The sequence below is a fragment of the Streptomyces sp. NPDC047841 genome, from assembly GCF_040704085.1.
Classification (GTDB): domain Bacteria; phylum Actinomycetota; class Actinomycetes; order Streptomycetales; family Streptomycetaceae; genus Streptomyces; species Streptomyces argyrophylli.
The window spans coordinates 272636-280363 of record NZ_JBEYRP010000008.1 but is presented as its reverse complement, the minus strand read 5'-3'; the positions used below and the strand labels follow the sequence as shown (position 1 = coordinate 280363).

The 7728-nt window shown below is 71.8% G+C and carries 6 protein-coding genes and 1 pseudogene; all 7 read right to left on the bottom strand.

The genetic code is table 11. The features are described from left to right. A pseudogene (locus AB0947_RS15460) lies at positions 1-1386 on the bottom strand (5,6-dimethylbenzimidazole synthase); the annotation flags it as partial. 342 nt (positions 1387-1728) lie between these two features. Beyond that, positions 1729-2952, bottom strand: coding sequence for a precorrin-6y C5,15-methyltransferase (decarboxylating) subunit CbiE (gene cbiE / locus AB0947_RS15455; protein WP_366750847.1), 1224 nt, complete (start codon positions 2950-2952; stop codon positions 1729-1731). A 93-nt stretch (positions 2953-3045) separates the two neighbouring features. Then, the gene (locus AB0947_RS15450) at positions 3046-3684 is read right to left on the bottom strand and encodes a GNAT family N-acetyltransferase (protein ID WP_366750846.1); all 639 of its coding nucleotides are present in this window, start codon (positions 3682-3684) and stop codon (positions 3046-3048) included. 161 nt (positions 3685-3845) lie between these two features. Then, on the bottom strand, positions 3846-4667 hold the full coding sequence (locus tag AB0947_RS15445) for a MetQ/NlpA family ABC transporter substrate-binding protein (protein ID WP_366750845.1): 822 nt from the start codon (positions 4665-4667) through the stop codon (positions 3846-3848). Positions 4668-4687: 20 nt separating this feature from the next. Continuing rightward, on the bottom strand, positions 4688-5518 hold the full coding sequence (locus AB0947_RS15440) for a MetQ/NlpA family ABC transporter substrate-binding protein (protein WP_366750844.1): 831 nt from the start codon (positions 5516-5518) through the stop codon (positions 4688-4690). Between the two features lie 85 nt (positions 5519-5603). Then, the gene (locus AB0947_RS15435; protein WP_366750843.1) at positions 5604-6341 is read right to left on the bottom strand and encodes a methionine ABC transporter permease; all 738 of its coding nucleotides are present in this window, start codon (positions 6339-6341) and stop codon (positions 5604-5606) included. Then, positions 6338-7372, bottom strand: a complete 1035-nt coding sequence (locus AB0947_RS15430) for an ATP-binding cassette domain-containing protein (RefSeq protein WP_366750842.1) — start codon at positions 7370-7372, stop codon at positions 6338-6340. The genes AB0947_RS15435 and AB0947_RS15430 overlap by 4 nt, the downstream gene beginning before the upstream one ends. Positions 7373-7728: the final 356 nt, after the last annotated feature.

Genomic DNA, 7728 nt, shown 5'->3' with positions numbered 1-7728 from the left:
CGCAACCTGCACAGCCTCGACAGGCTGAGCCGCCTCGGCAGCCTGCGCAACCTCAACGGCCTGCGCGACGACCTGCTCCGCAGCCACGACCTCCCCAGCACCGGCAACCAGCACGGCCTCCGCAACCTGCACAGGCTCCGCAACCTGCACAGCCTCGACAGGCTGAGCCGCCTCGGCAGCCTGCGCAACCTCAACGGCCTGCGCGACGACCTGCTCCGCAGCCACGACCTCCCCGACACCGGGAACCTGCACAGGCTCCGCAACCTGCACAGGCTCGGCGACCTGCACGGCCTCGACAGGCTGAGCCGCCTCTGCGGGCTGCGTAACCTCAGCGGACTGCACTTGCACGGGCTGCGCCGGCTCGGTCGGCTGTGCGCCGTCGGCCGGCTCCGCCGGTGCCGGCGGCTGAGTCGCGTCCCCGGTCACTTCCTGGGCCGCCGGCCCGGCGACCGCCACCGCCTCCGCGGCCCCCTCGGCACCGGTGGCCTCCGCGGGCGGCGCGCCGGTCGGTGCGGCCTGTCCCGGCACCGCCTCGGCCGGAACGCTCTGGGCCTCCGCCGTCGGCGGCACCCCGTGCGCCGGTCCCGGCGCTCCGTCAGCGGCCTGTACCGCGGCGGGCGCCGCGTCGGCGGCGGGCCCTGCGTCACCGGAAGCCGCGCCCGGCGTCGCCGGTGCCGTGTAGACCCCGTCGTGCGCGTGGGCCGGCTGGACCCCGTCGTGACCGTGGACGACCTGCACGTGGCCGGTGTCGGCCGGGGAGGACGCCTGGCCGGTGAGCCGGGCCACCGCGGCCTGGGCCGCGTCGGAGGGGCCAACCGTTTCGGCAGCCGGGGCCTGCGGGGCGGCCTGCGCCGCGCCCCAGGGTGCCGCGCTCTGCGGGGCCGCCTGCGACTGGGCTTCGAGGTATTCGGGGCCGCCCACTGCCGGTCCGGGCTGCCGTACCGGCGCTCCCGCGGGGCCGCGGTCGGCGAGGGAGCGGACCGGGCTGGCGGAGGTGTCCGGGATCGGCGGGCCGAGGTGCAGCGGGCGGCGCGGCGGCTGCGGGGCGGCCGTCGGGTCGTGCGGCGCCGAGAGGATGGGCGACGGCGGCACCGACGCCGGGCCCGAATCGGGCAGGCGGACACCGCTGAGGTCGACCGAGCCGCTGTCACGTCCGGCCGTCTCGTGCGGGCCCGGCTCGTGGACGGCCTCCACCACCGGTTCCGGAGCGGGTGGCGGCACCTCGTTGCCCCACGCGCCCTGGGCACCCGGCAGCAGCAGGTCTTCGTCCTCGGCGGGAGCCTCGGAGAGGTAGGTGTACGCACCGTGCGGGGGGACGCCCGGCTGCTCCACCATGCCTGCGCTCTCCGGCTGCCCCTCGCCCGGGACCTGGCCGGTGTCGGTCATGCGTACCCCTCGCCCATCGGTTAGTGCTCCTACGACCAGCTCACCCGGAACGGCGCACCGACCGCCCGCAGTGAAGAACGAGCGTCCGTGCCCAGCGGCACGAACGACCCGCCGGAAAAGGCGACAAAGCCATTCAGTGGCATTGTCCCGGTCGCCGTGCCGTCGCGACAGCAAGATCCGCGACAGCCCGCTGTGGACTGCGCCACGTTGCGCGTCCTCCGGTTCCGCCGTACCACACCCACCCCAAAACGGGCGTGCGTTCCGGACATTGGTGAACGAAGTTCGGCCCACCGGTGCGGTACAACGATCGGCCAGCCTACCGCGCGCGGTACGACAACAGGATCACGGGGCGCGGTCCGGCAATACCCCGCTGAGCAGGAACGCCACGTTCCGCTCGGTCTCCGTCCAGGCCCGGGTGTCGAGTTCGACGGACTGGAGCAGGGCGCACTCGACCCGGTATCCGTGCTCGGTGAGGTCGCGGCCGACGCGTTCGGCGACGTCCCGGTTGGCGGCGTGCGTGACGATCCGCTGCGGGCGCCGGTCGGCGACCGCGGAGACGACGGCCGGTCCCCCGCCGCCGACCCGTACGACGTCCGGTTCGTGCAGGTTTTCGAGGACGTGCGGGGCGCTGCCGTGGACGATCTGGAGCTGGACGCCGAAGCGGCGCGCGGCGTTCTCGGTGCGGGCGCAGGCCGCCGGGTCGTGGTCGACGGCGATGACGGCCGCGCCGGCGCGCGCGGCCTCGGTGGCGAACGCGCCGCTGCCGGAGCCGATGTCCCAGACGAGGTCGCCGACGCGCGGGCCGAGACGGGCGAGTTGCGCGGCGCGCAGCAGCTGGTTCTCGCCCTCGCCGAGACCACCGGCCGGACCGGCGCCGTAGCTCTCGTCGGGCTGCACCCAGCCGCGCGGTCCGGCGCCCGGGTCGCGTCCGGCGATCCAGCCGCCGCCCTCCTGCGCGCCGGCCGGTCCGCCGATGACGATGACGACGTTGGGGTCGCGCCAGGTGTGGTCGGCGGCCTTGTCCGAGGTGACGACGCTGACCTGTTCGCGTTCGGTGCCCAGTTCCTCGCAGATGACGAAGGTGCGGTGCACGCCCTCCAGGAGGAGGCCGAGTTCGGCGGGGCCGGCGCCCGGCGAGGTGAGGACGGCGACCTTGGTGTGGGCGCGGCAGACGTTCACGGCGCGGCGCAGGCTGCGCGGGTGGGCGACGACGACCTGGGCGTCGTCCCAGGGCATGCCGGCGCGGGCGAAGGCGGCGGCGACGGAGGAGACGGCGGGGACCACCTCCACCTCCAGGCCGAACTCCGGGGCGCGCAGGGTGCGCACGACACCGAAGAAGCCGGGGTCGCCGTCGGCGAGCACGACCGCGGTGCCGCGGTGGGCGGCGATGCGGCGGGCGGCCAGGGCGGGGCTGCCGAGGCGGACGCGTTCGGCGCTGGGCGGGAGTTCGGGCAGCGCCAGGTGGTGGGCGGCGCCGGCCACGAGGGTGGCGGCTCCCAGGGCGGCCCGTGCCGCGTCGGTCGGCGGCGAGCCGTCCCAGCCGATCACCGTGACCCGGTCGGCCATCGTCGTCAGTCTCCAGTGGTTCTGCGCGGGTCTTGGGGGGGGGGAAGAGCCCGGGGCGGGCTCCGTGAGAGTACCTGGTGGTGCCGGGGAGGCTCAGTTCCAGTCCGAGTACGACGTGAAACCCCCGCTGTCGGCCGGCTGCTCGCCGGCCCCGGCGAGGTCCTCCGGGAGCAGGCTCCAGACGATGACGTCCGTGCGCACCTCGGTCCAGGCACCGTCCCCGGTCCTGGCGCGGGCTGTCCAGGCGTTGCGCAGGACGCCCTCGCTGATGCAGCCGATCTTCTGGGCCACCTGCTGGGAGGCGGTGTTGTCGGCGGCGGTGCGCAGTTCGAGACGTTCGAACTTCTGGTCGTGGAAGAGCCACTGCGCGGTGGCGAGGACGGCTTCGGAGGCGTAGCCCTCGCCGCGCGCCCAGGGGGCGATGACGTAGGCGATCTGGCTGGAGCGGACGCGCCAGTCGGTGTTCCTGAGGTGGACGACGCCGACGAGCCGCTGGGTGAGGAACTCGGTGACGGCGAGGACTATCCCGCGCCCTGCGGTGCGTTCGCCCGGGGCGACGCCGGTGATCCACCGGTGGGCGTCGGCCTCGGTGTAGGGGTGCGGGACGGTGGTCCAGGCGACGACCTGTTCGTCGTTCATCATGTCCGCCAGTGCGGGCGCGTCGTCCTCGTCGAGGGGGCGCAGCACCAACCGCTCCGTGCTGATGGAGATGTTGGGGAAGGTGCTCGTCATGCGCCGCTCCGTAACCTTCGGAAGTTCCTCGAGAGACCGTCAGGACCGTCAGGTCTGCTGAACTGCCCAGCATGCAGCATGGGACCACTGAACCGCACGACGGGGTCCACACCCGGTGAGGGAGTGGACCCCGTGCGTCGCGAAACGCCGTGTACGTGCCGTCAGCCGCCGGCCGCCGGCAGGACGGACCCGTGGTACCTGTCCTGGATGAACGTCCGCACCTCAGGCGAGACGAGCAGCCTCGCGAGCTTCTTCACCCGCGGGTCGTCCTCGTCGCCGCGCCTGACGGCGAGGAGGTTGGCGTAAGCGTTGTCCTTCGCCGACTCCAGGAGGATCGCGTCCCCGGTGGGGCTGAGGCCCGCGTCCTGGGCGTAGTTGTTGTTGATGACCGCGGCGTCCACGTCGTCGAGCGAGCGGGGCAGCTGGGCGGCTTCCAGCTCCCGGATCTTCAGGTGCCGGGGGTTGGACGTGACGTCCGCGGGGGACGCGTCGGTGCCGGCGCCGGCCTTGAGCTCGATGACGCCGCCCGCGGCCAGCAGCTTCAGGGCGCGGCCCTCGTTGGTGATGTCGTTCGGCACGGCGACGGTGGCCCCGTCCGCGAGCTCGGTGACCTTCTTCACCTTGTGCGAGTAGACGCCCATGGGCGGCAGGTAGGGCTTGACCACGGGGACGAGGTCGGTGCCCTTGGACTTGTTGAAGTCGTCCAGGTAGGGCTGGTTCTGGTAGAGGTTCGCGTCCAGCTCGCCCTCTTGGAGGGCGGTGTTCGGCAGGACGTAGTCGGTGAACTCCTTGACCTCCAGCTTCAGGCCGGCCTTGGCGGCGAGGTGGTCCCTGACATAGGTGAGCACCTCGCCGGCCGGGACGGCGGTGGCGCCGACGACGAGGGTGTCGTCCGTGCCACCGCCCTTGCCGGAGTCCGTGCCGGAGCCGCAGGCGGTCAGGCCGAGGGCCAGGGCCGCCACGGCGATGACGGATACGCGCATCGGTCGGTCTTCCTCGCGGCTCAGAAGGACGGGATGACCGAGCCCTGGTACTTGTCCTCGATGAACTTCTTGACCTCGGGCGAGGTGAGGAGCTTGGCGAGCTTCTTCACGCGCGGGTCCTTCTGGTTGCCCTCCTTGACCGCGAGGAAGTTGCCGTACGGGCTGTTCTTCGCGGACTCCAGGACCAGGGCGTCCTTGGCGGGCTTGATGCCGGCGGAGATGGCGTAGTTGCCGTTGATCACGGCCGCGTCCACGTCGTCCAGGGAGCGCGCGGTCTGGGCCGCCTCGACCTCCTTGAACTTGAGGTCCTTGGGGTTCTTGGTGATGTCCTGCGGGGTCGCCTCGGTGCCGACGCCGTCCTTGAGGGTGATGAGCCCGTTGGCGGCGAGCAGCTTCAGGGCGCGGGCCTCGTTGACGGCGTCGTTCGGGACGGCGATGGTCGCACCGCTCTCGAGGGCGTCGACCTTCTTGACCTTGTGGGAGTACAGGCCGAGCGGCTCCAGGTGCACCGTGACGACGGGCGCGATGTGGGTGCCGCGCTTCTTGTTGAAGTCGTCCAGGTACGGCTGGTTCTGGAAGTAGTTGGCGTCCACCGAACCGTCCTCGGTCGCCGTGTTCGGCGTGATGTAGTCGGTGAACTCCTTGACCTCCAGGTCGAGGCCCGCCTTCTTCGCCAGCTTGTCCTTGACGAAGTTCAGGATCTCGGCGTGCGGGGTCGGGCTCGCGGCGACGACCAGCGGGCCGCTGTAGTCGGAGGAGCCGGAGTCCTTGTCCGAGCCGCAGGCGGTGAGCCCGAAGGTGACGGCTCCGGCGGCGAGGACGGCGGTGGTGATCTTGGCGGTGTTACGCACGAAAAGTGCCTTTCCTTAAGGGTGGTGCGGCCCCGGATCAGGGGCTGTCGGCGAAGCGCCGTCGTTGCGGGGTGGTGGTGGAAGCTCAGGCGACCTTGCTGACGTCGGCCGCCGCCGGCTCCTTGGCCTTGAGCAGGCGGAGCTTGGGCGCCGGGCCCGACCGGCCGCCCCGGCTGTACAGGGAGCGGGCCGCGAAGTCGCCGGCGAACTGGATGAGGGAGATGACGACGGCCAGGATCGCGACGGTGATCCACATGAGCTGGGTCTCGAAGCGCTGGTAGCCGTAGCGGACGGCGAGGTCGCCGAGGCCGCCGCCGCCGACGGTGCCGGCCATGGCGGAGTAGCCGATGAGGGCGATGAGCGTGGTCGTGGTGGAGGCGATCAACGAGGGCAGGGCCTCGGGGATCAGGACCTTGCGGACGACCGTCCAGGTGTTGCCGCCCATGGACTGCACCGCCTCGACCAGGCCGTGGTCCACTTCGCGGACGGCCGTCTCGACCAGGCGGGCGAAGAACGGGATGCCGCCGATGGCGAGCGGCACGATCGCGGCGGTGGTGCCGATGGTCGTGCCGGTGACCCAGCGGGTGAAGCTCATCAGCGCGACCATCAGGATGATGAACGGCATGGACCGGCCGATGTTCACGACCTGGCCGACCACCTTGTTGGCGACGACGTTCTGGACCAGGCCGTCCCGGTCGGTGACGACGAGGAGGAGGCCGAGCGGGAGGCCGGCCGCGACGGCGATCAGGGTGGACCAGAGCACCATCGTGAGCGTCTCGGAACACGCCTGGGACAGCAGCGGCTGCATCTCGGACCAGGTCACTTGGCACCTTCCTTCACCAGCAGGGCCTCCTGGCCCACCACGTCGATCTGCAGGCCCTGTTCGCGCAGGAAGCCGACCGGCACCACGTTGTCCTCGTAGCGGCCGGGCAGTTCGATGCGCATGCGGCCGATCTGGAGGCCGCCGACGGTGTCGATGGCGGCGCCGAGGATCGATATGTCGATGTTGTAGGTGCGCGAGAGCTGGGAGATGACGGGCTGGGTGGCGGTCTCACCGTGGAAGGTGATGTCGAGGACGGTCCGGTCGCTGCCCGTGGCCTCGCCGCCGACGGGGAACAGCGCGGCGGCCAGCTCCGAGCCCGGGGTGGCCAGCAGCTCGCTGACCGTGCCGGACTCCACGATCCGGCCCCGCTCCATCAGGGCGGCGGAGTCGCAGATCGACTTCACGACGTCCATCTCGTGGGTGATGAGCAGGACGGTCAGGCCCAGCTGCCGGTTCAGGTCGCGCAGCAGCTGGAGGATGGAGCGGGTGGTCTCCGGGTCGAGGGCGCTGGTGGCCTCGTCGGAGAGCAGCACCTTGGGGTCGCCGGCGAGGGCGCGGGCGATGCCGACGCGCTGCTTCTGGCCGCCGGAGAGCTGGGCGGGGTAGGCCTTGGCCTTGTCGGCGAGGCCGACCAGGTCGAGCAGCTCCAGCGCCTTGCGGGACCGGGCCCGGCCGGACTGGCCGAGAATCTCCAGCGGCAGTTCGACGTTGTCCTGCACGGTCCGCGAGGACAGCAGGTTGAAGTGCTGGAAGACCATGCCGATCCGGCTGCGGGCCCGGCGCAGTTCCCTGCCGGCGCGCGGGCCGCGTCCGGCCAGGGCGGTGAGGTCCTGCCCGGCGACGGTCACGGTGCCGGAGGTGGGGCGCTCCAGCAGGTTGACGCAGCGGATGAGCGAGGACTTGCCGGCGCCGGACTGGCCGATGACGCCGTAGACCTCGCCTTCGCGGACGTGCAGATCGACGCCGTCGAGGGCGGTGACCTCACGGCCGCGGGAGCGGTAGACCTTGGTCAGGCCCGAGGTGGTGATCACGTGGGTTTCCGTCACTGTCGAGTGCGCGGGCGTGGGTGTGCCCGGGCACGGGTGCATGCGGTTCCGGCATGGGGGAGCGGGTGCGTCTCGTACGGCCTACGGCGCACGGACATGCCGGGGGTCTCGCTTCGGGGCGCGAGGCTCAGCTGATGCGGGGGCCCTCTAGAAGGCGCACATTCGACACATCAGGCGACACATACAACGAGCACCGGGCGTCAGGGTCGCCTCGGTCGCAAGGGTGCGGCAGCTCGTCGTGGTCATGTGAGAAGTAAAGCAGACGAACGGTCCTGACCGGCCGCCGCTGTCCGCATGCTGGACAGCTGCGGACAGTCACGGTGGGACACCTGGCCAGGCAC

Coding starts and splice junctions, on each gene's coding strand:
- AB0947_RS15450 (WP_366750846.1), bottom strand. CDS start 3,684: ATGACGAGCACCTTCCCCAACATCTCCATCAGCACGGAGCGGTTGGTG.
- AB0947_RS15445 (WP_366750845.1), bottom strand. CDS start 4,667: ATGCGCGTATCCGTCATCGCCGTGGCGGCCCTGGCCCTCGGCCTGACC.
- cbiE (WP_366750847.1), bottom strand. CDS start 2,952: ATGGCCGACCGGGTCACGGTGATCGGCTGGGACGGCTCGCCGCCGACC.